At 69.8% G+C, this 24534-nt stretch carries 23 protein-coding genes and 2 tRNA genes; 15 read left to right on the forward strand and 10 right to left on the reverse strand.

Annotated features, from left to right (window positions below; translation table 11 throughout):
* Positions 1-47: 47 nt before the first annotated feature.
* The gene (locus V8688_RS10720) at positions 48-857 is read right to left on the reverse strand and encodes a nucleotidyltransferase domain-containing protein (protein ID WP_342800724.1); all 810 of its coding nucleotides are present in this window, start codon (positions 855-857) and stop codon (positions 48-50) included.
* A 133-nt stretch (positions 858-990) separates the two neighbouring features.
* Between V8688_RS10720 and serA the strand changes: the two genes are divergently transcribed.
* Together serA and V8688_RS10730 are read left to right on the forward strand one after the other, a co-directional pair.
* Positions 991-2589, forward strand: coding sequence for a phosphoglycerate dehydrogenase (serA, locus tag V8688_RS10725; protein WP_218719233.1), 1599 nt, complete (start codon positions 991-993; stop codon positions 2587-2589).
* 210 nt (positions 2590-2799) lie between these two features.
* Positions 2800-3807, forward strand: a complete 1008-nt coding sequence (locus V8688_RS10730; protein ID WP_342800725.1) for a 3-isopropylmalate dehydrogenase — start codon at positions 2800-2802, stop codon at positions 3805-3807.
* 120 nt (positions 3808-3927) lie between these two features.
* Here V8688_RS10730 and V8688_RS10735 read toward each other — a convergent pair whose 3' ends face one another.
* Positions 3928-5085 carry an MFS transporter gene (locus tag V8688_RS10735; protein WP_342800732.1) on the reverse strand — a complete coding sequence of 386 codons (1158 nt, stop codon included), beginning with the start codon at positions 5083-5085 and terminating at the stop codon, positions 3928-3930.
* A gap of 332 nt (positions 5086-5417) precedes the next feature.
* Between V8688_RS10735 and V8688_RS10740 the strand changes: the two genes are divergently transcribed.
* The 4 genes from V8688_RS10740 to V8688_RS10755 all read left to right on the forward strand — a co-directional run bounded on the left by V8688_RS10740 (position 5418) and on the right by V8688_RS10755 (position 8037).
* Positions 5418-6191, forward strand: a complete 774-nt coding sequence (locus V8688_RS10740; protein ID WP_218719235.1) for a fumarylacetoacetate hydrolase family protein — start codon at positions 5418-5420, stop codon at positions 6189-6191.
* A gap of 18 nt (positions 6192-6209) precedes the next feature.
* On the forward strand, positions 6210-7685 hold the full coding sequence (gene gltX, locus V8688_RS10745; protein WP_342800726.1) for a glutamate--tRNA ligase: 1476 nt from the start codon (positions 6210-6212) through the stop codon (positions 7683-7685).
* 179 nt (positions 7686-7864) lie between these two features.
* Positions 7865-7936 (forward strand) — tRNA-Gln (locus V8688_RS10750).
* Between the two features lie 28 nt (positions 7937-7964).
* Positions 7965-8037, forward strand: a tRNA-Glu gene (locus V8688_RS10755).
* A gap of 44 nt (positions 8038-8081) precedes the next feature.
* Here V8688_RS10755 and V8688_RS10760 read toward each other — a convergent pair.
* Complete coding sequence (locus V8688_RS10760) at positions 8082-8783, reverse strand: IclR family transcriptional regulator (protein WP_218719237.1); 702 nt, start codon at positions 8781-8783, stop codon at positions 8082-8084.
* Between the two features lie 63 nt (positions 8784-8846).
* Between V8688_RS10760 and leuC the strand changes: the two genes are divergently transcribed.
* The 3 genes from leuC (at position 8847) to V8688_RS10775 (ending at position 11742) form a co-directional block, all read left to right on the forward strand.
* Positions 8847-10271, forward strand: a complete 1425-nt coding sequence (gene leuC, locus V8688_RS10765) for a 3-isopropylmalate dehydratase large subunit (RefSeq protein ID WP_342800727.1) — start codon at positions 8847-8849, stop codon at positions 10269-10271.
* A gap of 34 nt (positions 10272-10305) precedes the next feature.
* Positions 10306-10914 carry a 3-isopropylmalate dehydratase small subunit gene (gene leuD, locus V8688_RS10770; protein ID WP_218719239.1) on the forward strand — a complete coding sequence of 203 codons (609 nt, stop codon included), beginning with the start codon at positions 10306-10308 and terminating at the stop codon, positions 10912-10914.
* 156 nt (positions 10915-11070) lie between these two features.
* Complete coding sequence (locus V8688_RS10775) at positions 11071-11742, forward strand: HU family DNA-binding protein (RefSeq protein WP_342800728.1); 672 nt, start codon at positions 11071-11073, stop codon at positions 11740-11742.
* Positions 11743-11862: 120 nt separating this feature from the next.
* Here V8688_RS10775 and V8688_RS10780 read toward each other — a convergent pair whose 3' ends face one another.
* The 3 genes from V8688_RS10780 to cofC all read right to left on the reverse strand — a co-directional run bounded on the left by V8688_RS10780 (position 11863) and on the right by cofC (position 15725).
* Entirely contained in the window at positions 11863-12783 is a 921-nt protein-coding gene (locus V8688_RS10780) for a bifunctional NUDIX hydrolase/histidine phosphatase family protein (protein ID WP_342800733.1), read from the reverse strand.
* A gap of 20 nt (positions 12784-12803) precedes the next feature.
* Complete coding sequence (locus tag V8688_RS10785; protein WP_342800729.1) at positions 12804-14972, reverse strand: RNA degradosome polyphosphate kinase; 2169 nt, start codon at positions 14970-14972, stop codon at positions 12804-12806.
* Positions 14973-15044: 72 nt separating this feature from the next.
* Positions 15045-15725: a 2-phospho-L-lactate guanylyltransferase gene (gene cofC, locus V8688_RS10790; protein ID WP_218719242.1), complete on the reverse strand. Its 681-nt coding sequence runs from the start codon at positions 15723-15725 to the stop codon at positions 15045-15047.
* Positions 15726-15756: 31 nt separating this feature from the next.
* Between cofC and V8688_RS10795 the strand changes: the two genes are divergently transcribed.
* On the forward strand, positions 15757-16752 hold the full coding sequence (locus V8688_RS10795; protein WP_218719243.1) for an NAD(P)H-dependent glycerol-3-phosphate dehydrogenase: 996 nt from the start codon (positions 15757-15759) through the stop codon (positions 16750-16752).
* A 43-nt stretch (positions 16753-16795) separates the two neighbouring features.
* Complete coding sequence (locus V8688_RS10800) at positions 16796-17890, forward strand: D-alanine--D-alanine ligase family protein (RefSeq protein WP_218719244.1); 1095 nt, start codon at positions 16796-16798, stop codon at positions 17888-17890.
* Positions 17891-18036: 146 nt separating this feature from the next.
* Here the strand turns inward: V8688_RS10800 and V8688_RS10805 are convergent, their stop codons facing one another.
* A complete protein-coding gene (locus V8688_RS10805) occupies positions 18037-18786 on the reverse strand; it encodes a DUF3515 family protein (protein WP_255587986.1) in 750 nt (249 codons plus the stop codon).
* 95 nt (positions 18787-18881) lie between these two features.
* On the opposite strand from V8688_RS10805, the gene V8688_RS10810 reads away from it, so the two are divergent.
* Genes V8688_RS10810 through V8688_RS10820 form a run of 3 tightly spaced genes read left to right on the forward strand, consistent with a single transcriptional unit; the run spans position 18882 to position 20882 of the window.
* Positions 18882-19886 carry a thiamine-phosphate kinase gene (locus tag V8688_RS10810; RefSeq protein ID WP_342800734.1) on the forward strand — a complete coding sequence of 335 codons (1005 nt, stop codon included), beginning with the start codon at positions 18882-18884 and terminating at the stop codon, positions 19884-19886.
* Positions 19887-19897: 11 nt separating this feature from the next.
* On the forward strand, positions 19898-20581 hold the full coding sequence (locus tag V8688_RS10815) for a uracil-DNA glycosylase (RefSeq protein ID WP_342800730.1): 684 nt from the start codon (positions 19898-19900) through the stop codon (positions 20579-20581).
* A gap of 49 nt (positions 20582-20630) precedes the next feature.
* Positions 20631-20882 (forward strand): hypothetical protein, encoded by a 252-nt coding sequence (locus V8688_RS10820; protein ID WP_255587987.1) that lies wholly within the window; start codon positions 20631-20633, stop codon positions 20880-20882.
* A 148-nt stretch (positions 20883-21030) separates the two neighbouring features.
* On the opposite strand, the gene V8688_RS10825 is transcribed toward V8688_RS10820, so the two are convergent.
* The 3 genes from V8688_RS10825 to rpmB all read right to left on the reverse strand — a co-directional run bounded on the left by V8688_RS10825 (position 21031) and on the right by rpmB (position 22563).
* Positions 21031-21819, reverse strand: coding sequence for an enoyl-CoA hydratase-related protein (locus tag V8688_RS10825; protein ID WP_218719247.1), 789 nt, complete (start codon positions 21817-21819; stop codon positions 21031-21033).
* A gap of 9 nt (positions 21820-21828) precedes the next feature.
* Complete coding sequence (locus V8688_RS10830) at positions 21829-22290, reverse strand: GNAT family N-acetyltransferase (protein ID WP_218719248.1); 462 nt, start codon at positions 22288-22290, stop codon at positions 21829-21831.
* An 81-nt stretch (positions 22291-22371) separates the two neighbouring features.
* Complete coding sequence (gene rpmB / locus V8688_RS10835) at positions 22372-22563, reverse strand: 50S ribosomal protein L28 (protein ID WP_011210730.1); 192 nt, start codon at positions 22561-22563, stop codon at positions 22372-22374.
* A 315-nt stretch (positions 22564-22878) separates the two neighbouring features.
* On the opposite strand from rpmB, the gene V8688_RS10840 reads away from it, so the two are divergent.
* Positions 22879-24534, forward strand: a 1656-nt coding sequence (locus V8688_RS10840; protein WP_342800735.1) for a DAK2 domain-containing protein, incomplete at its 3' end; no start/stop codon positions are given.

The following is a 24534-nucleotide window of genomic DNA, read 5'->3' on the forward strand; positions in this document are numbered from 1 at the left end:
CCAGCGTACGAACGTGAAGCTCCGCACCAGTAGGTGCGGAGTTTCTGCTATCTGGGGGCCAACGCCTCCGCCCGGAAGAACTCGTCGGTCACGGCGCGCGCCGCCGTCAGGTCCCGCGGCCCGCGCGCGACGAACTCCGCGGTCGCCACGCCGAACTCGGCGGTGATGAAATCGGTGATCAGGCGCGGCGGCTCGCCCGACCCCATCTCCCTGGTCCTGGACTTGAGCGCGGTCAGCTCGCCGATCGCGGCGACCAGGTCGGCGGGCAGCTCGCACTCGGCCAGCAGCGTCGGCAGGTGCATCGGCGCCACCGCCGCGCCGGGGTGCTCACGCAGCCAGCGCAGCGCCATCGCCGGGCGCAGCGAGTAGAACACCTTCTTCAAGCCGCCGTTGCGCTCGAACAGCGCCCACTGGCGCGCGCCCAGGTGCAGATAGTGCCGGGCGATCCGGTCGCGATCGGCCACCTGGTGGGCCACCTCGCGCAGCCGGGCGCGAAACGCCTCGTCGCCGCGATAGACGATGGGTGACATCAGCCACTCCACCAGCACCGCGTTGCCCCGCACCAGCAGGCGCAGGGCCTTGGCCAGGTCCCAGCCGTTCACGTCCAGCAGTCCCAGCAGCGGGGTCTCGATGACATCGCGGGTCGTCCACGGCGACAGATAGGTCTCGAGGCTCGCCACGTAGACGAAACGGCAGTCGTAGTCGGAGTCCGGTGAGGGGAAACCCCAAGCCCTGCTGCCGCTTTCGATGGCCAGGCGGATCGCTACGCCGTGCTCGGCCGCCACCCGGTCGAGCTCGGCGTCGACGGCGGCCACGACGGCCGGATCCATCGAGTCGGGGACGGTGCGCAAGGACATGGCGTGATGGTAGGCGGGGCGACGCCCAGGGTTCACCCGGTTTTTGGCAGGGGGGTAAGGGCATCCGAACCCCGGCGACTATTCTGGTCGGCGGTAACTGCCGACCCCCTTTCTTCCCCAGGAGTACCCCACAGTGAGCCAAGCAGGCCGTCCTGTAGTTCTGATCGCCGACAAGCTCGCCCAGTCGACCGTCGACGCGCTCGGTGACGGTGTCGAGGTTCGCTGGGTCGACGGCCCCGACCGCCCGGCGCTGCTCGCCGCGGTCCCCGAGGCCGACGCGCTGCTCGTGCGCTCCGCCACCACTGTCGACGCCGAGGTGCTCGAGGCGGGCAAGAAGCTCCAGATCGTCGCCCGCGCCGGCGTCGGCCTCGACAACGTCGACGTGCCCGCCGCCACCGAGCGTGGCGTGATGGTCGTCAACGCGCCGACCTCCAACATCCACACCGCCGCCGAGCACGCCGTCACCCTGCTGCTCGCCGCCGCCCGCCAGATCCCGGCGGCCGACGCGACCCTGCGTGAGAAGACCTGGAAGCGCAGCAAGTTCAACGGCGTCGAGATCCTCGGCAAGACCGTCGGCGTCATCGGCCTCGGCCGCATCGGCCAGCTGTTCGCGCAGCGTCTGGCGGCGTTCGAGACCAAGATCGTCGCCTACGACCCCTACACCTCGCCCGCGCGCGCCGCCCAGCTGGGCATCGAGCTGCTGAGCCTGGAAGAGGTGCTCGAGCGCGCCGACTTCATCTCCATCCACCTGCCGAAGACGCCCGAGACCAAGGGCATGCTCAACGCCGAGACGCTGGCCAAGACCAAGCCGGGCGTCATCATCGTCAACGCCGCCCGCGGTGGCCTGATCGACGAGCAGGCGCTGGCCGACGCCATCAAGTCGGGCCACGTGCGCGCCGCCGGCCTGGACGTGTTCGAGACCGAGCCGTGCACCGACAGCCCGCTGTTCGACCTGCCCGAGGTCGTCGTGACCCCGCACCTGGGTGCCTCCACCGCCGAGGCCCAGGACCGCGCAGGCACCGATGTCGCCAAGTCGGTGCTGCTGGCGCTGGCCGGTGAGTTCGTGCCGGGTGCGGTGAACGTCACCGGTGGCGCGGTCAACGATGTCGTCGCGCCGTGGCTGGATGTCGTGCGCAAGCAGGGCGCGCTGCTCGGCGCCATCGCCAACGAGCTGCCCGTCAGCGTCGAGGTGCAGGTGCGCGGCGAGCTGGCCTCGCAGGATGTGGCCGTGCTGGAGCTGTCCGCGCTGCGCGGGGTGTTCTCGGCGCTGGTCGAGGACCAGGTCACCTTCGTCAACGCCCCGGCGCTGGCCAAGGAGCGCGGCATCACCGCCGAGGTCACCACGGCCACCGAGAGCCCGAACCACCGCAGCGTCGTCGACCTGCGCGCCGTGTTCGGCGACGGCTCGACCCTGAACGTGGCCGGCACGCTGACCGAGCCGAACCTGGTCGAGAAGATCGTCAACATCAACGGCCGCAACTACGACATGCGCGCCGAGGGCCTGAACCTGGCCGTGCTGAACTACGGCGACAAGCCGGGCGCGCTGGGCAAGATCGGCACCAAGCTGGGCGAGGCCGAGATCGACATCCTGGCCGCGCAGCTGAGCCAGGACGTCGACGCCGAGGGCGCCACCGTGGTGCTGCGCGTCAACCGCGAGGTGCCCGCCGAGGTGCAGTCCGCGATCGCCGAGGCCGTCGGCGCCGCCAAGGTCGTCCTGGTCGACCTGGCCTGAGTTTGTGAGCGCTGGCGCGCTCGAGGTCGCGGCCCCTCCTGTCCCGCCGTTCAGGCACCGTTGCTTGCTCCTTCGTCGCTGACGCAACGGCGCCTGAACGGCGGGACGGCCGCGACGCACGCTTCGCGTGCGGGCCTCCTCGAGGTCGGCCCCGACGGGGTTGGGTGAGGCGGCACCGCAAGATCCGCCTCACCCCGAACGGAGAATTTCATGAAACTCGCAGTCATCGCCGGTGACGGCATCGGTCCCGAGGTCATCGCCGAGGCACTCAAGGTGCTCGACGTGGTCTCGCCCGGTGTCGAGAAGACCGAATACGACCTGGGCGCCGCGCGCTACCACCGCACCGGCGAGATCCTGCCGGAGTCGGTGCTGCCCGAGCTCAAGCAGCACGACGCGATCCTGCTCGGCGCGATCGGGGACCCGTCGGTCCCCAGCGGTGTGCTCGAGCGCGGTCTGCTGCTCAAGACCCGGTTCGCGCTCGACCACCACGTGAACCTGCGCCCGTCGCGGCTGTACCCGGGTGTCACCAGCCCGTTGGCCGGAAACCCCGACATCGACTTCGTGGTCGTACGTGAGGGCACCGAGGGCCCCTACACCGGCACCGGCGGCGCGATCCGCGTCGAGACTCCGCACGAGGTCGCGACCGAGGTCTCGACCAACACCCGCTTCGGCATCGAGCGTGTCGTGCGCTACGCCTTCGCGACCGCGCAGGCGCGCCGCAAGCACCTGACCCTGGTGCACAAGAACAATGTGCTCACCTTCGCCGGGTCGCTGTGGCAGCGCACCGTGAACGAGGTCGCCGCCGAGTTCCCCGAGGTGCAGACCGCCTACCAGCACATCGACGCCGCCACCATCCACATGGTGACCGATCCGGGCCGCTTCGACGTGATCGTCACCGACAACCTGTTCGGCGACATCATCACCGACCTGGCCGCCGCCGTCAGCGGTGGCATCGGCCTGGCCGCCTCGGGCAACATCGATGCCTCGGGTGTCAACCCGTCGATGTTCGAGCCGGTCCACGGCAGTGCCCCCGACATCGCGGGCCAGTCCAAGGCCGACCCGACCGCCGCGATCCTGTCGGTCTCGCTGCTGCTCACCCACCTCGGCAACACCGAGGGCGCGGCCCGCATCGAGTCCGCCGTCGCCAAGGACCTGGCCTCGCGCACCGGGACCGCCTCCACCGTCGAGGTCGGCGACCGGATCGCCGCCATCGTCTGAGGACAGCAACGACCGAAGGCCCGTCCCGGTTTTGCGGGGCGGGCCTTCGCGTTGGGTGGACATTCGCTGTTATGTTGTGCCGCAGCATATTTCGATTTCGTGAAAAATGCTGCGGCACAGCTACTTTCCGGTGACCCGCGGGACCAGGGGAACGGCCGCGGCGGCGGCGATGGCGGCTACGGCGAAAGCGGCGGGGAAGCCGGTGGCGGTGATCAGGAGGCCGAAGACCGGTGGGACAGCGGCGATGGCGAGGTTCTGGCCGGTGTTCTGGACGCCCAGGCCGCGACCGCTCCAGAATGGGCCCGCGATCTCGGCGACGGCGGTGAAGGCCAGGCCGTTGTCCGACACCGAGATCACCGAGGCGGCGACCATCAGCGGGACAGCCGCCCACCACCAGTCGGTCCAGGCGGTGACGGTCAGCGCGGCCATCACGACGACGGCCGCGACGGCCACCCGGCGCAACGGGCCCAGCCTGCTGCCGACCCGGTCGGACCAGGCGCCCGCGCCGATCCGCCCGGCGGCGCCCAGGAATTGGGTGGCCGTCATCAGCGCGCCCGCGGCCGCCAGCGACCAGCCCAGGTCGCGGTGCAGCCACAGCAGGGCGAAGGTCCACAGGGTCGCCTGCGGGACGACCAGCAGGATCGATACGGCGTGGATGCGCCACAGGGTGGAATCGCCACGGTAGGGGTTGGCGCGGTCGGCTGCCTCGGCGGGCGGGCGCGGCGGGTCGACGATGCCGACCAGACAGCCGAGCGCGGCGATGCCGGCCATCAGCGCGGGCACCAGCAGTGCGGCGGGGATGCCGTGGTGCGCGGCGACCCACGGGATGCTCAGCGCGGCCAGGCCGACGCCCAGCGGCTGCGCGGTCTGGCGGATGCCCATGGCCAGGCCGCGCCGGTCCGGCGGGAACCAGCCGACGATCACCCGTCCGCTCGCGCCGTTGGAGCTGGCCGCGCCGACGCCGCCCAGGAACAGCAGCGCGCCGAAGGCGATCGGATCGTTTACCACCGCGGCGGCGACGCCGGCCATGAACATCAGCGCCGTGCCCGCCACCAGCACGATCCGCTCACCGATCCGGTCGACGACATAGCCCCACGCGATCAGCGTGCACACCAGGCCGACGGTCGGCAGGGCGACCAGCGCACCGGCGGCGGCCAGCGAATCTCCCCGGGCCGTCAGCGCGGGCAGCAGGAACGGGGTGCCGTGGATGAAGATCGAACTCGAGGTCTGCGCGAAGACGCCGAGGGCGAGCATCAGCCAGCGTCTGCCGTCGCTCATCCTGGTCGTCTCGGCCGTCGGCCGCACCTCTGTCACGATTCTCACCTCGCCGGGTTGCACTATTGCATCTCAATATTTGAGATGGATGTCTCATTTGGTGAACATCTGGACTCACGGTACACCCGTGACCGTTGAATGGCGCCCTCCGCTTCGGTGTCTGACAGATCACAATCGGCGGTCCCGGCGCGGGTGGCGAATGTCGTAGGCGGGCAGCGCCTTCGAATCACAGTGGTGTGAGCTTTCCCGCATTCCGAGCGCGGGCGCATGACCGCCGCTGTGCCGCATCCCGGGCGCGTTCGGGCAGGTGGGCGTGTCTCGATAGACTCCGGGGCATGCGCTTAGGTCGAGTTGCCAGTCCCGATGGAGTCGCGTTCGTCAGCATCGAAGGTGACGGCAGCGATGCCACCGCCAAGGAGATCGCCGAACACCCGTTCGGTTCGCCGACGTTCACCGGCCGGAGCTGGCCGCTGGCCGATGTCCGCCTGCTGGCCCCGATTCTGGCGAGCAAGGTGATCTGCGTCGGCAAGAACTACGCCGCGCACGCGGCCGAGATGGGCGGCGAGGCGCCCGCCGATCCGGTCATCTTCCTGAAGCCGAACACCGCGATCGTCGGCCCGAACGCCCCGATCATCCTGCCGCCCAGCTCTTCCCAGGTCGACTACGAGGGCGAGCTGGCCGTGGTGATCGGCCGTCCGTGTAAGGACGTGCCCGCCGCCAAGGCCGCCGAGGTCATCCTGGGCTACACCGTCGCCAACGATGTCACCGCCCGTGACCAGCAGCGCCACGACGGGCAGTGGACCAGGGGCAAGGGCTACGACACGTTCTGCCCGCTCGGCCCGTGGATCGAAACCGCCATCGATCCAAGCGATCTGGAGATCGTCACCGAGGTCGAGGGTGAGGTCCGCCAGCGCAGCCGCACGTCGCTGTTCCTGCACGACATCCCCAAGATCATCGAATGGGTGTCGACCGTGATGACCCTGCTGCCCGGTGACGTGATCCTCACCGGCACACCGGAAGGCGTCGGCCCGCTGCGGGCCGGGCAGAACGTGTCGGTCACCGTCGAGGGCATCGGCACCCTCACCAATCCTGTTGCCACCAAGCGCTGATACCGCGGAGAGAGAGTCATGACTGAAGTACGGGTCCGTTTCTGCCCGTCGCCGACCGGCACGCCGCACGTCGGCCTGATCCGCACGGCACTGTTCAACTGGGCGTACGCGCGCCACCACGGCGGCAGCTTCGTCTTCCGCATCGAGGACACCGACGCCGCACGCGATTCCGAGGAGTCCTACCGGGCGATCCTGGACGCGCTGCGCTGGCTGGGCCTGACCTGGGACGAGGGCCCCGAGGTCGGCGGCCCCTACGAGCCGTACCGGCAGTCGCTGCGCCGCGATCAGCACCTCGAGGTCGTGCGCAAGCTGGTCGAGGCGGGCGAGGCCTACGAGTCCTTCTCCACCCCGGACGAGGTCGAGGCGCGCCATCGCGCGGCCGGTCGCGACCCGAAACTGGGCTACGACAACTTCGATCGCGACCTCACCGCCGAGCAGATCGCGGCCTACAAGGCCGAGGGCAGGCCCGCGGTGATCCGGCTGCGGATGCCCGACGAAGATCTCAGCTGGAACGATCTGGTGCGCGGGGAAACCACGTTCAAAGCCGGCACGGTGCCCGATTTCGCGCTCACCCGCGGTAGCGGTGATCCGCTCTACACGCTGGTGAATCCGGTCGACGACGCGCTGATGAAGATCACCCATGTGCTGCGCGGTGAGGATCTGCTGTCCTCGACCCCGCGCCAGCTCGCGTTGTACGCGGCGCTGCAGCGTATCGGGGTCGCGGAGTTCACCCCGGAGTTCGGTCATCTGCCGTTCGTGATGGGTCAGGGCAACAAGAAGCTGTCCAAGCGCGACCCGGAATCGAATCTGTTCGTCCACCGGGATCGGGGATTCGTCCCCGAGGGTTTGCTGAATTACCTGGCCCTGCTCGGCTGGAGTATCGCCGAGGACCGCGACGTGTTCTCCATGGCCGAGATGGTGGCCGCGTTCGACATTTCGACGGTCAATTCCAATCCGGCCCGATTCGACCAGAAGAAAGCCGACGCGATCAATGCCGAGCAGATTCGTTTGCTCGAGCCGGGTGATTTCGGCCACCGTTTGCGGGAGTTCCTGACCGCGCAGGGCCATATCGGCGCCGAAATCGACGAGAAGATCTTCCTCGCCGCGGCCGAACTGGTGCAGACCCGCATCGTGGTGCTCGGCGATGCCTGGGACCTGCTGAAATTCCTGTTTGTGGCGCCCGAGTCGTTCGCGATCGATCAGGCCGCCGGCGCCAAGAACCTCGGCGCCGAGGCCGACCCGGTGCTCGACGCCGCCATCGCTGCCGTGGAGCCGCTGACCGAGTGGACCACTCCGGCCCTGGAAGAGGCTCTGAAGAAGGCGCTGATCGACGATCTGGGGCTCAAGCCGCGCAAGGCGTTCGCGCCGGTGCGCGTCGCGGTGACGGGCTCGCACATCAGCCCGCCGCTCTACGAGTCGATGGAGCTGCTCGGCCGCGCGGTCTCGCTCGACCGGCTCCGCGCCGCCCGTGGCTGGGTGCCCGCCGCGCAGTGAGTGCGTTCCGGGGCGGTGTCCGCACCGCCCCGGAACGGTCAAAACAGCCGAAAATAGGCTTCTGACCAGGCGATTTGTAGTTTACCCCACTGTGTTTGGTAATCTTCTCCTCGCCGCGGAACACGGCCTCGCAACACCGACAACCAGCCGGTGAGACGGAGGCCGAGCGTTTCCATCCTTGGGGTATGGTGTAATTGGCAACACAGCTGATTCTGGTTCAGCCATTCTAGGTTCGAGTCCTGGTACCCCAGCAAGATTTCACTTCGGTGAGATCGTCCTGGCCCCGTCGTCTAGCGGCCTAGGACGCCGCCCTCTCAAGGCGGTAGCGCGGGTTCAAATCCCGTCGGGGCTACAAAGAAAGACCCCCGGTCGAATTCGACCGGGGGTCTTCTTCGTTCACAGCCGCTTGTGCAGCGCCTCGGCGGCGGCGACCAGATCGGCCGCCCAGCGCGCGCCCGGCCGCCTGCCCATCCGATCGATCGGGCCCGACACCGACACCGCGGCCACCACGACGCCCGCCGCGTCACGCACCGGCGCCGAGACGCTCGCCACGCCCTGCGCGCGTTCGGCGGCACTCTGCGCCCAGCCGCGCTTGCGGACCTCGGCCAGCGCGCGATCGCCGAACACCGCGTCGGCCAGGACGGTGCGCTGGAGCTCCGGGTCCGCCCACGCCATCAGGACCTTGGCCGCCGAGCCCGCGGTGAGCGGGAGCCGGGAGCCGACGGGCACGGTGTCGCGCAGGCCGACGGGCGGCTCCAGCGCGGCCACGCAGACGCGCGCGTTGCCGTCGCGGCAGTACAACTGGACGCTCTCGCCGGTGATCTCCCGCAGCCGGGGCAGAATGGCCCCTGCGGCCTCCACCAGTGGATCGGCGGCCCCCGCCGACAGTTCGGTGAGCGCGGGGCCGGGACGCCACAGCCCGTTGCCGTCACGTGCCAGCAGCCGGTGCGTCTCCAGCCCGACCGCCAGCCGGTGCGCCGTGGCGCGGGGCAGGCCGGTGCGGGTGCACAGGTCGTTGAGACCGCATGGCTCGTCCGCGACGGCGTAGAGCACCGCCACGGCTTTGTCGAGGACCCCGATACCGCTATGCTGTCTCATAGAACGATACTAACGTCTCATATCTTGAGATTCCAAGTATGTCCGTCGAAAGGTGATCAAGCAATGGCCGAGCGCGCCCGCACACTGGCCGAGAAGGTGTGGGAACAGCACGTCGTCGTCCCTGGCGAAGGCGAAGGTTCCTCCCGCGAACCCGACCTGATCTACATCGATCTGCACCTCGTGCACGAGGTGACCAGCCCGCAGGCCTTCGACGGGCTCCGCGCGGCGGGCCGTCCGGTGCGCAGGCCCGATCTCACCATCGCGACCGAGGACCACAACGTCCCCACCGTCGACATCGACAAGCCGATCGCCGACCCGATCTCGCGCACCCAGGTCGAGACGCTGCGGCGCAACTGCGCCGAGTTCGGCGTGCGCCTGCACCCGATGGGCGACGTCGAGCAGGGCATCGTGCACGTGGTCGGCCCGCAGCTGGGCCTGACCCAGCCGGGCATGACCGTGGTCTGCGGTGACAGCCACACCTCCACCCACGGCGCGTTCGGCGCGCTGGCGATGGGCATCGGCACCAGCGAGGTCGAGCACGTGCTGGCCACCCAGACGCTGTCGCTGCGCCCGTTCAAGACGATGGCCATCACCGTCGACGGCGAATTGGCGCCCGGCGTCACGAGCAAGGACCTGATCCTGGCCGTGATCGCCCAGATCGGCACCGGCGGCGGCCAGGGCTATGTGCTGGAGTACCGCGGCGAGGCGATTCGCAAGCTGTCGATGGAAGCGCGGATGACCATCTGCAACATGTCCATCGAGGCGGGTGCTCGCGCCGGCATGATCGCCCCGGACGCGGTGACCTACGAATTCCTGAAGGGCCGTCCGCACGCGCCCCAGGGCGCCGACTGGGACGCCGCGGTGGCCGCCTGGGAGGCGCTGAAGACCGACGAGGGCGCGGTTTTCGACGCCGAGGTCCACATCGACGCGAACCAGCTGACCCCGTTCGTCACCTGGGGCACCAACCCCGGTCAGGGCCTGCCGCTGGGCGCGAACGTGCCGGATCCGGCCCAGATCGTCGATGAGAGCGAGCGCGAGGCCGCCGAGAAGGCCTTGCGCTACATGGACCTGACGCCGGGAATGCCGCTGCGTGAGGTCACCGTCGACACCGTTTTCGTCGGTTCCTGCACCAACGGCCGGATCGAGGATTTGCGGGCCGTCGCCGATGTGCTGAAGGGCCGCCACGTGGCCGACGGCGTGCGAATGCTGGTCGTTCCCGGCTCGATGAAGGTGCGCGCCCAGGCGGAAAAAGAAGGACTCGGCGAGATTTTCACCGCCGCCGGCGCGGAATGGCGCCAGGCGGGCTGCTCGATGTGCCTGGGCATGAATCCCGATCAGCTCGAGCCGGGCCAGCGCTGCGCGTCGACGTCGAACCGCAATTTCGAAGGCAGGCAGGGCAAGGGTGGCCGTACGCACCTGGTCTCGCCCCTGGTCGCGGCCGCCACGGCGGTCCGCGGCACCCTGTCCTCGCCCGCCGATCTGGCCTGAGCGCCCCGACCACCACGATCGAAGGAGAATCGTTATGGAAGCCTTCACTGTTCACAAAGGCATCGGGGTCCCGCTGCGCCGGTCCAATGTCGACACCGACCAGATCATCCCGGCTGTTTACCTGAAGCGGGTGACCCGCACTGGTTTCGAGGACGGCTTGTTCGCCGGTTGGCGGGCCGATCCGGACTTCATTCTGAACACCGAGCCGTACAGCCATGGCAGCGTGCTGGTGGCCGGGCCGGATTTCGGTACCGGGTCCTCCCGGGAGCACGCCGTGTGGGCGCTGTCGGACTACGGCTTTCGGGTGGTCATCTCGTCGCGTTTCGCCGACATCTTCCGCGGGAATGCGGGGAAGGGCGGCCTGTTGGCCGCGCAGATGTCACAGAACGATGTCGAAATGCTGTGGAAGCTGATCGAGGAACAGCCCGGCCTCGAATTGGTTGTTGACCTGACCGCGCGCACCGTGACGGCGGGAACCGTCGTGTTGCCGTTCGATATTGACGACTACACCCGGTGGCGTCTGCTGGAGGGTTTGGACGACATCGGCCTCACGCTGCGGCGGGCAGACGTCATCGGCGAGTTCGAAAAGGGAAGGCCGTCATGGAAACCCGTGACGCTGCCGGAGCCTATTTCGCAGGCGTAATCACCTGGGACGCTTAGTGGCGCTTCCCTGGGGGCGGTAGCTGGACGTGTGCTAAACCACATGAATTTTGGCGTGGCACATAGACTCTTGCTCAAACTGGGTTTACCGTGGTACCTAGTCGGTCCGACGACGGGCCATTAGTCTGCGGAGGATTCAATGAACAAGGCGGAACTGATCGACGTTCTGACCGAAAAGTTGGGTACGGACAGGCGCACGGCAACTGCGGCTGTCGAGAACGTGGTCGATACCATCGTTCGCGCCGTGCACAAAGGTCAAAGCGTCACCATCACCGGATTCGGTGTGTTCGAACAGCGCAAGCGTGCCCCCAGGGTTGCCCGCAACCCGCGTACCGGGGAAACCGTGAAGGTGAAGGCGACTTCGGTGCCTGCCTTCCGGCCGGGCGCTCAGTTCAAGGCGGTGATCGCGGGTAAGCAGAAGCTGGCCGCGTCCGGCCCTGCCGTCAAGCGTGGCGTGAATGCCCCGGTGGCGGCGAAGAAGGCGGCAGCCAAGAAGACGGCGGCCAAGAAGACCGCCGCCAAGAAGGCGACGCCGTCGAAGGGTCCGGCCAAGACCACCGCCCGTAAGGCAGCCACCAAGGCGCCCGCCGCCAAGAAGACCACCACGACGGCGGCGAAGAAGACCACGGCCGCCAAGAAGACCACGGCGGCAAAGAAAGTGACCGCGGCCAAGAAGGCTCCGGCCAAGAAGGTCACGGCGGCCAAGAAGGCCACGGCCGCCAAGACCACCGCGGCCAAGACCACGGCCGCCAAGAAGGCTCCTGCCAAGAAGACTGCTGCGAAGAAGACAGCCACCCGTCGTGCTCGTTGATCCCGCCGCAGCGGGATCGGGTCGGGGAATGTGCACGTAGGCCGCATCACCCACCACTGGACCGAGAACGGCCCCGGGATTCCGGGGCCGTTTCGGCTGTTTCGAGGCGGTGCGGGCGACTCAGGCGGTGACGATTCCCGTCGAGAGCGACCGGTCCATATGGTCGGCCGCGACCAATCGGTCCGCAACGAACGACAATGCCCAGACGCTGCCCTTGCGATTGCGCGCGGGCGGCAGGGGGAGGCCACCCTGCTCGGCGAGCCACTGTGTCAGATCCGGAATCACCCCGCCCTGACTGCACACCACCGGCACACCCCGATCCGTTACCAACGACAGAAATCGTTGCCGCGCGGCGCTTTTCGCTGAATCGTAACCTTGCTCGGAAAACATTGGCTCGCAATTGATTTCGGCGTTCAACTGTTCTGCCAACGGGGTCACGGTTTGGATACAGCGCAGCGGATCGGCCGAATGGATCTCGGAGGGACCGAACGCCAGCAGATTCGGTGTCAATGCCTTCGCCTGCTGCTCGCCGGCGGGCTCGAGCGGGCGTAACTCGTCGGGTCCGTCGAAACGCGAGCGCTTGCCTGCCTTGGCATGGCGGACCAGCAGTACCGTGTTCGTCCGGGCGGGCAGCCGGGCGAACATCCGGACGACCTGGCGGTCCATCGGATACGACAGCTGATCCATCACCCGGTCGAGCGGGTACCAGCGCAGCTGGTCGACCTCGGCGTTGACGGCGAACTCGCCAACCGCCGCCTCGGCGGCCCAGTAGTCGACCCGCTTGAGCTGACGGTGGCCGGGGATCGGATAGGTGACGTGCCCGAGATAGCGACCGAGGGTGCACGGCAGCCCGGTCTCCTCGCCGACTTCGCGCACCGCGGCGATCACCGGGGTCTCGCCGGGGTCGAGCTTGCCCTTGGGCAGCGACCAGTCGCCGTACTTGGGCCGGTGGATCACGCCGATCTCCGGTCCTGCGGCGCCGTCGCGCCACAGGACCGCGCCCGCGGCATGGATGTTGGGTCGAACCCTGGGATCGTGCATCGCGGTCTGTACGCCCTCGCTCACGGCTGATCGGGACGACGCAGCCGCATCAGGAACTGCTGGTGGTCGCGCACCTGGTCGGCGTCGGCGTCGGACGGGCTGGCCTGCCAGGTGCCGTCCGGGCCGAGGACCCAGCAGCGGGTCATCGGGTCGAGCGCCGAATCGAACACCACGGCCAGCTGTTCGACCAGGCGCGGATCCTTCACCTGCACCATGACCTCGACGCGGCGGTCGAGATTGCGGTGCATCATGTCGGCGCTGCCGATCCAGGTCTGCTCCTGCGCGCGGAACTCGATCACCCTGGAGTGCTCCAGGAACCGGCCCAGGATCGAGCGCACCTCGATGTTCTCGCTCAGGCCGGGCACGCCGGGGCGCAGGCCGCAGATGCCGCGCACCACGATCTGCACCGGCACGCCGGCCTGCGACGCCCGGTAGAGCGCGTCGATGATCTGCTCGTCGACGATCGCGTTGGCCTTGAGCCGGATCCGGGCGTCGAAGCCCTCCCTGGCCAGTTCGATCTCGCGGTCGATCCGTTCGATGATGCCCGCGCGCACGCCGAGCGGGGCGACCATCAGGTTGCGGTAGTCCTCCTTGCGGGAGTACCCGGTCAGCGAGTTGAACAGGTCGGTCAGATCGGCGCCGATCTCCGGTGCGGCGGTGAACAACCCGACGTCCTCGTACAGGCGCGCGGTCTTCGGGTTGTAGTTGCCCGTGCCGATGTGGCAGTAGCGGCGGATGGTCGAGCCCTCGCGGCGCACCACCAAGCAGGTCTTGCAGTGGGTCTTGAGGCCGATCAGGCCGTACACCACGTGGACGCCGGCCTGTTCCAGCGCGCGCGCCCATTTGATGTTGGCCTGCTCGTCGAAGCGGGCCTTGATCTCGACCAGCGCGACGACCTGCTTGCCCGCCTCGGCGGCCTCGATCAGCGCGTTGATGATGGGGGAGTCACCGGAGGTGCGGTAGAGCGTCTGCTTGATCGCCAGCACCTGCGGGTCGGCCGCGGCCTGCTCGATGAAGCGCTGCACGCTGGTGGAGAACGAATCGTAGGGGTGGTGCACCAGCACGTCGCCCTCGCGCAGTGCCGCGAAGACGTTGCGCGGGGTCTCGCGTTCGCCGAAGGCCGCGGGGGTGGCCGGAACATACGGCGCGTCCTTGAGATCGGGCCGGTCGACGCCGTAGACCTGCCACAGGCACGACAGATCCAGCAGCCCGGGCACCTGGATGACGTCGCCGGGGTCGACCTCGAGTTCGCGTAGTAGCAACTCCAGCATGTGCTCGGTCATGTCGTCGGAGACCTCGAGCCGCACGGGCTTCCCGAACCGGCGCCGCGCGAGTTCGCGTTCCATCGCCTGCAGCAGGTCCTCGTCGCGGTCCTCGTCGACCTCGAAATCGGCGTTGCGGGTGATCCGGAACGAATGCGTCTCCACTACGGTCAGGCCGGGGAACAGCAGATCCAGGTGCGCGGCGATGAGGTCTTCCATCGGCAGGAACGCCGCGATCGCCGAGGGCGCCTTGGTGCGGCGCACGCGCACGAACCGGTCGACGTTGTCGGGCACTTTCACGCGGGCGAAATGCTCGCCGCCGGTGCCGGTGTCCTTCACCGTGACCGCGAGGTTGAGGCTCAGGCCCGAGATGTAGGGGAACGGGTGGGCCGGGTCGACGGCCAGCGGGGTGAGCACGGGGAACACCTGATCGGTGAAATACCCCGAGAGCCGTTGCCGTTCATCGTCGTCGAGATCGGCCCAGCCGATGAGGTCGATGCCCTCCTCGGCCAGCGCGGGATTCACCTCGTCGAGGAACACGTGCGCGTGGCGCTCGGCGAGTTCCTGGGCGCGGGCGGCGATCATCTCCAGTTGCTCCGACGGGGAGCGGCCGTCGGCGGAGCGCACGGACAGCCCGGTCTCGGCACGGCGTTTCAGGCCGGCGACGCGGACCATGTAGAACTCGTCGAGATTCGAGGCGAAGATCGCCAGGAACTTGGCGCGTTCGAGCAGCGGCAGCGAGGCGTCCTCGGCGAGCGCGAGGACGCGGGCGTTGAAGTCGAGCCAGCTCAGTTCCCGGTTGAGGTAGCGATCCCTGGGCAATCGCTGTGTCGACGGGTCACCGCCCGAGGCGGTGGCGGCCGCAGGTGGCGGGGAAATCGGAGGCTGGTGCTTGATGGTTTCCGTATCGCTCACGCTGTCAATCATCCCCTACGAACCGGGCAGTCCGCAGTATGACGTTGCCGCGTTCGCCCGACCCTGACCAGTGGCGGCGATCGGCTAGCACACGGTGCGAACCGGATCACCCAGGTGACAGGACAGCCCGAATTCGGCGAGGGTGTGCGCGGTGTGCGCACCGACCCCGAGCCGGTGGACGGTCGCCAGGTCGGCGGGGGTGTCGACGTCGCAACGAAGACCGGGCCAGTGCCCGCCGAGTGCGTGCGCGCCGTCCGCGCGGTGCGCGCGCGCGGAGTCGACGCCGAAGCGCGGAGCCAGCGCGGCGGTCGTGTCGCGGACCAGTAATGCCGCGGTGCCGGTGCCGGTGTGGTCGATCACCACCGAGCGGACGCCGTCGGGAGCGACGGTGAGCAGGTCGGCCAACTCGGCCGGGCGCAGGGCGGGCAGGTCGGCCTGCAGGGCCAGCAGATGGGCCGGGCCGTGCCGGTCGCGCACCTCGGCCGCGCCCGCCGACAGCGCGGCGTTGAGCGGATCGGGGGCGCCCACCGGTTCGTCGAGGACGTGCGCGCCGAGCGCGCGGGCCCGGGTCGCGACGAGCGGATCGGGGGTGACCACCGTCAGCGACAACACCTCGGGCACCGCGGTCGCGGCCACGACGGTGTCGGCGAACATGGCCAACACGAGCTGACCGCGCTGCTCGGGAGTCAGCACGTCGGCCAGCCTGCTCTTGGCCCGATCGATGTGCTTGACCGCCATCACGGCGTGCACGGTGTGCGGACGCATGACATCAATCCTTACATGGCATATTGAGCTGATGACGAGGGCGGCGGTTATGGGTGCGGGGTCGTGGGGCACCGCGTTCGCGAAGGTGTTGGCTGAGGCGGGGACCGAGGTCACGATCTGGGCCAGACGGAGCGAGGTGGCGCAGGCGCTCGACACGGAGCACCGCAATCCGATCTACCTGCCCGGCGTGCAGTTGCCGCCGGTACACGCCACCGATGATCACCGGGCCGCGCTCGCCGGCGCCGACCTGGTCGTGCTCGCGGTCCCGTCGCAGTCGCTGCGCGCGAATCTGGAGCAGTGGAAGGGCGATATCGATGCCGACGCCACGCTGCTGAGCCTGGCCAAGGGCATCGAGACCGGCACGTTGCTGCGGATGAGTCAGGTCATCGCCGAGGTCACCGGTGCCGAGCCGGGACGCATCGCGGTGCTGTCGGGCCCGAATCTCGCGGGGGAGATCGTCGAACGGCAGCCCGCGGCCACCGTGATCGCGTGTTCGGACAGCGAGCGGGCCGGCGTCGCGCAGCGGGCCTGCGCCACGGGCTATTTCCGGCCGTACACCAACACCGATGTGATCGGCTGCGAGATCGGCGGCGCGTGTAAGAACGTCATCGCGCTGGCCTGCGGCATCGCTTCCGGGATGGGACTGGGCGACAACACCGTCGCCAGCCTGATCACCCGCGGACTGGCCGAGGTGATCCGGCTCGGAGTCGCGCTCGGCGCGCAGCCGGTCACCCTGGCCGGGCTCGCCGGCGTCGGCGACCTGGTGGCGACCTGTACCTCGCCGCTGTCGCGGAACCGGTCCTTCGGGTATGTCCTCGGCGCGGGCGGGTCGATGCAGGTCGCGCAGGACGCGACCAATGGGCAGGTGGCCGAAGGTGTGAAGTCGTGCACATCGGTGCGGGCCCTGGCCGCCGCCCACGACGTGGAGATGCCGCTGACCGACGCGGTGCACCGGGTGTGTCACGAGGGTCTTTCGGTCAGCGAGGCCGTCGACAGTTTGCTCGGCAGGCGGATCAAGCCCGAGTAGGTCGATAGCGCCGCAGGTCGGCCGACCGGTTACGGTGACGTTCATGACGAATCGGATCAGGGTGGCCGTGGTTTTCGGCGGGCGCAGCAGCGAGCACGCCGTCTCGTGTGTGTCGGCGAGCAGCGTGCTGCGCAACCTCGATCCCGAGCGCTACGAGGCGGTGCCGATCGGCATCACCACCACCGGCAGCTGGGTGCTGGCCGAGGGCCTCGGCGCGCTCGAACTCAGCCATGACGCGCTGCCCGCGGTCGACGCGGCGGGCACCGCGCTCACCCTGGCCGCCGATCCGGGCCGGGGCGGCGCGCTGGTCGCGCTCGACGATCCCACCGCCGCCCTGGGCGGTGTCGATGTGGTGTTCCCGATCCTGCACGGTCCGTTCGGCGAGGACGGCACGCTCCAAGGCATGCTCGAGTTAGCCGGCGTCCCCTATGTGGGGGCGGGCGTGCTGGCCAGTGCCGCGGGTATGGACAAGGAGTTCACCAAGAAATTGCTGGCCGCCGAGGGTCTGCCCGTCGGCGTGCAGGTGGTGTTGCGGCCCGGCACGGCGACGCTGACCGAGGACGAGCGCGCGCGCCTCGGCCTGCCCGCGTTCGTGAAGCCGGCTCGCGGCGGATCGTCGATCGGCATCACCAAGATCACCGACTGGGCCGATCTGGACGCCGCGGTCGCGGCCGCGCGCGAACACGATCCGAAGGTGATCGTCGAAGCGGGCATCGTCGGCCGCGAAGTCGAGTGCGGCGTGCTGGAATTCGCCGACGGGCAGGTACGGGCCAGCGTCGTCTCCGAGATCCGGATGCCCGACGCCGACGCCGCGGCCCCGGAGTTCTACGACTTCGCCACCAAATACCTCGACGACGTCTGCGAATTCGACGTCCCCGCCAAGCTCGACGACGCGGTCGCCGACCAGATCCGCGAGCTGTCGGTGCGTGCCTTCCGCGCGTTGGACTGCCAGGGCCTGGCCCGGGTCGACTTCTTCGTCACCGCCGACGGCCCGGTGATCAACGAGATCAACACCATGCCCGGCTTCACCCCGATCTCGCAGTACCCGCGGATGTGGGAGGCGACCGGTGTCGACTACCCGGCGCTCGTCTCGACCCTGATCGACACCGCCGTGGCGCGCGGCACCGGCCTGCGCTGAGTTTTCGGCGGCTGGTGCCGCGGGTTTTCGGCCTCGTGACCTCGCCGCCGAGGGACGATACTGCGCCTTCGGCGTTTCGTCTCGCCCCTCGGCGGCGAGGCGGCCGAAAACGTGGTGGTCGCGTCTCGGAGTATCGAGGCTCCGAACTAGAGCTCGCCCGGGGTGGGTTCGCGGGCGGGCAGATTCGCGGTGATGACCTCGGATACCGTCTGGATGGAGCCCGCGCCCGACCCGTCGGGGACGGTCAGGGCGATGTAGGTCTCGCGGTCGACGGCGAACCAGGTGCCGACCTTGCCGACCTCGTCGCGGACCTGGAACCACTTCACACCGTCGACCACCGTCAGCGGGGACGCGCGGTTGAATTCGAGCGGCCGATCCAGACCGCAGCGCAGCACGATCGGCTCGCCGCCGTCGGGGTGCTGCCAGGCGCGGGTCGCGGGCGGCGCCGGCTCGACCAGAGTCGACTTGGTGTAGTCGCCGAGGTCGGCGGGCAGGGCGGGCAGCAGGGCCTGGCAGGCCGGGCCGTCGGCCGCCGGGGCCGGGACCGGGCCGAGGGCGAGGGGCTCACGTTCGACGGGGGCGCGCAGGGCGATGAAGGCCGCGACGAGGACGCCGACGATCAGGATGACCGGCAGGGCGACCGCGGTGGCGATCAGCGCGGGGGAGTAGGGGGTCGACGCGTCGGCATCGGGTTCGGCGGCGGAGCCCGGCGTCGTGCCGCTGTCGGCCGAGTTCGGATCGGTCGGCCCAGCGGGCTCGTCCGTCGTCGACGCGGCAGCCGAGCCGGTCGCGGACGGGTCGGTCGTCGCCGCAGCCGCGGTGTCGGGGGCGTCCGCGCCCGAAGACTTGCCGTCCCGGTCGTCCGCCGCTGTCGGGTCCGACGAATCCGCCGCCATAACCGTCCGGTCCTTTCCGTTGTGTCCGATCGCCTCCGAAAGGGTACCGTCGGGGCGATTTCGTCGGTCAGCAGCACACTGGGAAGGGGCCGGTCATCAGCGAGGACAGCCGTCCGCAGACGGTGCGTGAGCTGGGCGAGTTCGCCCTGATCGACCGGATCACCGCGAACCGGGAGCAGGGACCGCAGGTGCTGCTCGGCCCCGGTGACGACGCCGCGCTGGTCGCCGCGCCCGACGGGCGGTTCGTGGTGAGTACCGACATGCTGGTCGAGGGCAGGCACTTCCGCCGCGACTGGTCGGCGCCGCAGGACATCGGTCGCAAGGCCATCGCGCAGAACGCCGCCGACATCGTCGCCATGGGCGCGCGCCCGACGGCCTTCGTCGTCGCGCTCGGCTGCCCGGCCGACACCCCGGTGCCGGTGGTGACCGGCATCGCCGACGGCATGTGGGCCGAGGCGAGCCGCGCGGGCGGGTCCATCGCGGGCGGCGACCTGGTGCGCAGTGACCAGCTGGTCGTCTCGGTGACCGCGTTCGGTGACTTGGGCGGCCGGGCGGCGCTGACCCGCTCGGGCGCGACCGTCGGTGACATCGTCGCGGTGGCGGGCGAACTCGGCTGGTCCGGCGCCGGACTGGCCGTATTGTCCGGCGACGCCGACACTTCCGACCCGGCTTTCGCGCATGCCCTTGCGACGCATCGGGTTCCGCAACCGCCCTACGCCGCGGTGCTCGATGTCGCCGGTGGTGCGACGCCGACCGCGCTCACCGACGTCTCCGACGGGTTGCTCGCCGACCTCGGCCATCTCGCGACTGCCTCGGGCGTGGCGATCGACGTGCACAGCGCGGCGCTGGCCGACCCCGACCTGGCCGCGCTCGCCGTACTGCTCGATGTCGATGCGGCGCAATGGATTCTGGCCGGCGGCGAGGATCACGCCTTCGCGGGCACCTGGCCCGCGGGCACCGCGTTGCCGCCGGGCTGGCGGCCGATCGGCGTCGTCACCGCAGGCAGCGGCGTCACCGTGGACGGTGCCGCGCCGACCGGCGGCACCGGCTGGGAATCGTTCCGTGGGGCGGACGCCACGCCCGGCGGCCGGAACCGATAGGTTGTGCGGTCATGGGTGCCAAACCACTGTCGGAGATCATCGATCCGGGCTGGGCCCGGGCACTGGAGCCGGTGGCCGACCGGATCAGCGAGATGGGCGAATTCCTGCGTGCCGAGAACGCCGCGGGCCGGGGCTATCTGCCCGCCGGGGAGAACGTGCTACGCGCGTTCCGCCGTCCGTTCGACGCCGTGCGCGTGCTGATCGTCGGCCAGGATCCCTACCCGACGCCGGGCCACGCGATGGGTCTGAGTTTCTCTGTCGCCCCTGAGGTCTCGCCGGTGCCGCGCAGCCTGTCCAACATCTTCGCCGAGTACACCAAGGACCTCGGCTTCGATACGCCCAGCAGCGGTGACCTGAGCCCGTGGTCGGATCAGGGTGTGCTGCTGCTGAACCGGGTGCTCACCGTGACGCCCGGCACGCCCGCCTCGCATCGCGGCAAGGGCTGGGAAGCGGTCACCGAGCAGGCCATCCGGGCGCTGGTCGCCCGCGACGAGCCGCTGGTCGCCGTGCTGTGGGGACGCGACGCGGGCTCGCTCAAGCCGACGCTGACCGAGGCCGAGATCCCCTACATCGAATCGGCCCACCCCTCACCCTTGTCGGCCTCGCGCGGATTCTTCGGTTCGCGGCCCTTCTCCCGGGTCAACGAGCTGCTCGACGAACTCGGAGCCGAACCCGTCGACTGGCGGCTGCCCTGACCCGGGGCGTCGCCCGCACCAGAAGAAAATGATGAAGGAGCACAACCCGATGCACATCACCACCGTTCGCGCCGCCGTCGCGACCGCCGCCGTCGCCGCCGCCCTGACCGCGGGCGCCGCCTCGGCCAACGCGGCGGGCCTGGCGCTCGAGCCCTACAACGAGGAGGCCGCGCCGGTGGCCACCACCCAGATCGGTGAGGAATGGACCTCCACCGGCACCTCCACCATCTCCTCGGGCGTGAACGCGAAGGTGACCTGCCTGCTGCAGAACACCTTCAGCGCCCTCGGCGCACAGTGCTAGTAGGCGGCTGGCGCCGCGGGGTTTCGGCTGTATCTTAGGCGGCTGGCGCCGCGGGTTTCGGCCTCGTGACCTCGCCGCCGAGGGGTGATACTGCGCCTGCGGCGTTCCGTATCGCCCCTCGGCGGCGAGGCGGCCGAAACAGTGGTGATCAGTTGAGCCCGAGGTAAGCAGGCTTGCGCTTGCCGACGAAGGCATCCACGCCCTCCCGGCCGGTTTCGCTGTTCGCGGCGGCGGAGATGCTGTCGCGTTCGGCATCGAGCTGCTGGTCCAGAGTCGCCGTCGGCGATTGGGCCAGCAGCTTTTTCATGGCCGCGTAGGTGGCGCGCGGTCCGGTGACGAAGCTCTGGGCGACCCGCAGTGCCTCGGCGCGGACCTCGTCGTCGGCGACGGTGCGGCTCAGAATGCCCAGGCGCACGGCCTCGTCGGCGCCGAGGACGGCGTCGGTGAGCAGGATCTCGGCGGCCCGGCTCGTGCCGACGATGCGGGGCAGCAGCCAGGACATGCCGCCGTCGGGGCTCAGGCCGATGCCCGGGTAGGCGGGGCGCAGCTTGGTCGAGGGGCCACCGATCGCGATGTCGGCGGCGCACACCAGGCTCATGCCGGCGCCTGCGGCCCAGCCGTGCACCGAGGCCACGACCGGAACCGGCGTCGCGGCCAGCGCGCGCACGAAGTCGTGCAGTTCGGAGGCGAGCTGGTGCAGGTAGGCGCCACGGTCCTCGGCGCCGGCGAAGTGGTGGACGTTGCCGCCCGCGCAGAAGTTGGCGCCGGTGCCGGTCAGCAGCACGGCGCCGACCTCGGGATCGAGCGCGCGCAGGGCCTCGGTGCCCGCGTTGATCAGGTCGAAATTCATCGAAGTGCCCGCGGCGGCGGTGGCGATCGGCAGCTGCAGGACGCCGTCGACGACAGTGACGGCGGTGACCGGTTCGGTGGTACTCATGGCGTCACCCTAGCGAGAGCCGCGTCGCCACCACTGTTCGGGCAGCAGGGTGAAGGGGTCGACCCGGCGCACTCCGGTGTCGGCGAAGCCGTGTCTGCGATAGAAGGCGTGGGCACGCGGATAGTCGCCGAAGACCCACAGTGTGCACGGTGAGCCGGGAGCGGCGGCTTCGATCAGCGCGTCGGCGACGCCGGTGCCGTGCCAGGCGGCGCGGACATACAGCGCTTCCAGTTCGAATTCGGTCGCCGAGGCGAAGCCGATCAGCCGGTCGCCGGACAGCGCGATCGGCAGGCGGTGTGTTCCGTCGGTGCGGCGGCGCTCCCAGGTGAGCGCGGAGCGTTCGAGATCGAACCCGGACAGTACATGGCCCGGCACCAGGGCGTCGTAGGCCTCGCGCCAGCTCGCGATATGACAGGCGGCCAGCGCGGTGACCCGCTCGGCGGTCAGCGCCGCGAGGCGCCAGTCAGTCACGTCGACCCCCACCGACGACAAAGCCCCGGATCACCCACGAGGGGCGCCGGGGCGTTATCGGCAGAATGTACGGGCTGAGAATCAGCCGCGGACGACCTTGCCCGCCTTCAGGCAGGAGGTGCACACGTTCATCCGGCGGGTGTTGCCAGGGGCAACCTGCGCACGCACGGTCTGGATGTTCGGGTTCCAGCGACGGTTGGTGCGCCGGTGCGAGTGCGAGACCGACTTCCCGAAACCGGGGCCCTTGGCGCAGACGTCGCAAACGGCAGCCATGTCGCGAGCTCCTTCATGTCATAAGCGGACAGCGGCGCACGTATGCCCGCTGAACCGGAAACTGATGTCGTCAAATGCCTTGCCGACTCGCGTCGGCCAGCGCAGACCGGGATCGGCCGCACGAGGCAACCCTGCAAGGGTAGCTGGCCGGGCCGTGAACTTCCAAACCGGGTGTCCCGGTCGACACGCCGGGCACGGCCCGGATGACGGGCCCGTCCGCGGTCAGCATACCCCTGTCGGTCGCTGGCGCTAACCTGGCGTGCGGTGCCCGGCGGGCGGGCGCCGCCAACGGTGAGCGAGGTGACGGTGTCGCACGTGCGGGAGGCGCTGGACGGCGCCGAGCTGCTGGACTGGGCCAGGGCCTGCCGCACCGATCTGGAACTCCGCCGCGCCGAGATCGACGCGCTCAATGTGTTCCCCATCGCCGACTCCGACACCGGAACCAATCTGCTCGCCACGATGCGCGCCGCCGTCGCCGCCGCCGAGCACGCGATTCCGGACGCGACACGTGCCGGTCTCACCGCCGATCGAGTCGGCCTCGCGGGTGTGGAGCCCGGTGCGGGTGGTGTCGCGGGTGTCGATCCTGGCGCGGGCGCTATCGCGGGTGTGGACCCTGGCGCAGGCGGCATTGGGGGTATGGACCCCGGTGCGGGTGTCGCGTCGGCGCCGGACGGCGCCGGGGCGGGTGCCGAGGGCGTCGGACTCGGCGCGGTCGACAGCGCGGTCGGCATGGACGTCGGCATGGGCACGGGAGCTACGGAGACCGGCGGCGGCCCTTCGGCCCATCTCGTCGCGCAGGCGCTCGCGCGCGGAGCGACCACAGGTGCGCGGGGGAACTCGGGGATCATTCTGTCGCAGGTGTTGCGTGGGATCGCCGAGGCGGTGGTCGGGGGTCCGCTGACCGGGGAACGGTTGCGGACGGCCCTGCGGCGGGCCGCGGTGCTCGTGCGCACCGGACTCAGCGCTCCGGTCGAGGGCACGATTCTGACGGTGCTCGACCGGGCCGCCGTCGCGGCCGACGCCTCGGCGGAAGTCTCGCTGATCTCCGTCGCGCAGTCGGCAGCCGAGGGCGCCGCGCGTGCGCTCAACGAGACGCCGGCGCAGCTGGGCGTCCTGCGGGCGGCGGGCGTCGTCGATGCCGGTGCCAGGGGACTGCTGGTGTTGCTCGATTGCCTGGTGCGACGGGTCTGCGGGCAAGCCCCGGCCAGGGACAGCTACTTGCGGGCCGACGGGCAGAGCGCGACCCGGCGGTGGCCTGGCGTCGACGACGGCCCGCCCGTCGACAGCCGATCCGGCGCCAACCGGCCCGACGCCAACCGATCCGATGACGGCCGATCCGGCGCCAACCGGCCCGACGCCAACCGATCCGATGACGGCCGATCCGGCGGCGGCCAATCCGCCGATATCCGATCCACCGATAGCCGAGCCGATGGCGGCCGATCCGACGCCCGCCGACCCGTCGATNGCGGCCAATCCGCCGATATCCGATCCACCGATAGCCGAGCCGATGGCGGCCGATCCGACGCCCGCCGACCCGTCGATGGCCGAGAGCATCCGTCCGGGCAGGCGCCTCCCCGAACCGCCGATTCGGAGCCGACGCGCCCCGCCGACTCCTGGGACGACCACCGCGACTTCCCGGATCCCCACTTCGAGGTCATGTACGTGATCGCCGACACGGACGAGGCCGCCGCGTCGGGATTGCGCGACCGGCTCGCCGTGCTCGGTGACTCGGTCGTCGTGGTCGGCGACGGGGACAGCACCTGGTCAGCGCATGTGCACTGCCGCGACGCGGGCGCGGCGATCGAAGCCGGACTGGCGATCGGCACCGTGACCGGCATCCGCATCGAGAGCTTCGCGGTGACCGCGCCCCACGGCGGACACGCCGAACACGTCGCGCTCGACGCCGCCCGCGATGGCGCGCCGGCGACCAACGGCGACGGTCGGCACCGCGCCGGCCCCCCGGTGCCCGCC

Origin of the sequence: Nocardia sp. No.11, assembly GCF_038752175.1 — a bacterium.
Lineage (GTDB): Bacteria > Actinomycetota > Actinomycetes > Mycobacteriales > Mycobacteriaceae > Nocardia > Nocardia canadensis.